Raw genomic sequence first — 2,422 nt, 5'->3', positions numbered from 1 at the left:
CGTAACTTTCCTGGCTGTCCGCAGTCCGGGTGTCGATTTGGGGTAGTTGGTACCGCGAGTCCGCGTAGTTGGTACCGGTGTTCCGCGTATCCGGTACTGCAAGGGGGTTTCTTTCATAGTTGATGTTGGCGGCACCACGATCCGGTGGTGTTGCGTCAACTTCTACTTGGAAGGAGCTGGTCCTTGTGGCCAACTTCAAACAGATCATCGCGATGTGCCTTGATGGTGCTAGCTACGCGCAGATCACACACGCATTGGGATGTTCACGACGAGAAGTATCCCGAGCAAAGAAAGTCATCAACGATGAGGAACTAACTCTAGAGCGTTTCCGTCAACTTCCACCTGGATGGTTCGATGATCGATTCAGCGACGGCCGGAGTAAACGGACGATGGCCTACGACCAGCCTGATTTTCACGCTCTTGCACGCAAGCTGAAAAGTACAAAGCATGTGACCAGGCATAAGCTGTGGATGGACTACGTGTCGCAGCCGTGTCCGACGGATAAGACAAAGTACCAGTACTCCCAGTTCTGCAGTGGGCTCAATGAGTTTCTGCGTGCCAATGATCTCGTTGAAGTTGTCACCCATGAGCCAGGTCAAGAGCTTTATGTCGACTGGGCCGGTGACAAAGTGCCTGTAGTAGATCAGGCCAGTGGTGATACAGCGTTCAAGGCGTCATTGTTCGTCGCGGTCAGCCCATACTCAGGGCTGATGTACGTCACGGCCGCTGCGAACGAGAAGATGCCGTCGTGGATTGAGTGCCATGTTAAGGCGTTGAACTATCTTGGCAAAGTACCAGCGGTCATCGTGCCAGATAATGCTTCTACGGCGACTTATCGGCCAAAGAAGACCTCTACATACCGGATGGTCACTGACCGCTACGCAGCGTTTGCTGACTATTACGGGGTCACGATTGTGCCGACTAGGCCCGGCAGGCCTCGTGACAAGGCAGCGGTAGAGCGTGCCGTGAAAATCACTTACACCAAAATCCTGGGTTACTTCAGCAACGAGGTCTTCTATAGCCTTGATGAGCTTAATGAGGCGATCGCTGACCGTCTTGCTGATATCAACAGCGCAATGACGCGGCCTGATGGCTCAACACGGCGCATGCGCTTTGATAAAGAAGAGGCACCAATGATGCGGGATCTTCCGCCGACGCCGTTTACGGAAGTGTCTTATAAGAGGCTCAAAGTCGACCGCAATTGGCACATCACCTGTGACTACCAGTACTACTCAGTGCCATTTCAGCTGGTGGGAGAATCGGTAACAGTCAGGCTCACCCCGCAACTAGTAAGCATCTTCAACGGGGAGCAGCTTGTTGCTGAACACACGCGCCTTCACGGATTCAAATACCGGTATTCCACCAACCCTCAGCATGGCCCATGTGGCGACGATGAAGGCCACAAGGCGCTTACCCGTGATGAGCTCTTGGCCTGGGCCTCGTCGTTTGGGGCAGCAACGCACGCAGTCATAGCGATGATCCTCGACCGCAATAGTGCCGCCGTACCCCGCGGACTCATTCAGGCACGCAACGTGCTGGCCAACCTGGGCAAAAAGCACAACAAAGCCACCCTCGAACCGGCATGCCAGCAGGTCTTAGACAAGAAGCTGGCCCCCACGATGGCAGTGATCAAACGCATCCAGACTGACATTGCCCACGCCCAACAACATCCCGGGCCACCAGGGGCAAAACCACAGCCTGTGGCCAAGCGCCAACCACGCCCAAGTACCCCGCTTACCGGTGAGGTGGCCGATGCCGTCTTTATCCGGCCTGCTGACCACTACGAAAACTAGAAGCAATAAGGAGTGAAACCATGAGCAGCATCGACGACGAAATTGTGCGGGCGAAAATGCGCAAGCTTCGCGTATCGACCTTCGCTGATGTCTTCTACGAGGTTGTCAACGACGAGGCCTATGCGGATGCGCTACCAGAAGACATTTTCCTCGCCGCAGTCGAAGAAGCTTACACACAACGCCAACAGCGCAACATTGCCAAGGCCATTACCCAGGCTAAATTCCGATACCCGGATGCGAGCCTTGCTGAAGTCACCCGGGCAGAACAACGCGGTATCAACATGCGCCAGTTGAAACGAATCGCAGCCACTAACTGGCGGGAAAACCCGACCAATATTCACATCCTCGCCCCGACGGGAACAGGCAAGACCTACATTGCCTGCGCCATCGGCATCGCCGCGTGCAAGGCTGGATACTCGGTGGCGTACTACCGGCTGGACCAACTTGTAGACATGCTGGCGGTCTTCTCACCGACTGACCAAAACTACCTCGATAAGATGCGGAAACTGATCAACGTCGATGTCCTTATCATCGACGACTTTATGACCATCAGCATCAACCAGCGCGGGCAAGAAGACCTAACCAAGATCATATTCGACTGGGGTTGCCCGCAAATCGTGGACACGTAG

General features: G+C 54.7%; 1 protein-coding gene and 1 pseudogene. Both read left to right on the top strand.

Features of this window, described 5'->3' with window-relative positions; all coding sequences use genetic code 11:
* Positions 1-185: 185 nt before the first annotated feature.
* Positions 186-1,793, top strand: coding sequence for an IS21 family transposase (gene istA, locus HMPREF2604_RS09275; protein WP_070523940.1), 1,608 nt, complete (start codon positions 186-188; stop codon positions 1,791-1,793).
* Between the two features lie 20 nt (positions 1,794-1,813).
* Positions 1,814-2,392, top strand: a pseudogene (locus HMPREF2604_RS09270) (ATP-binding protein); the annotation flags it as partial.
* Between the last annotated feature and the right edge of the window lie 30 nt (positions 2,393-2,422).

This window comes from Corynebacterium sp. HMSC055A01, from assembly GCF_001809405.1.
Classification (GTDB): Bacteria; Actinomycetota; Actinomycetes; order Mycobacteriales; family Mycobacteriaceae; genus Corynebacterium; species Corynebacterium hesseae.
This window is presented reverse-complemented; position numbering and strand designations above follow the sequence as displayed.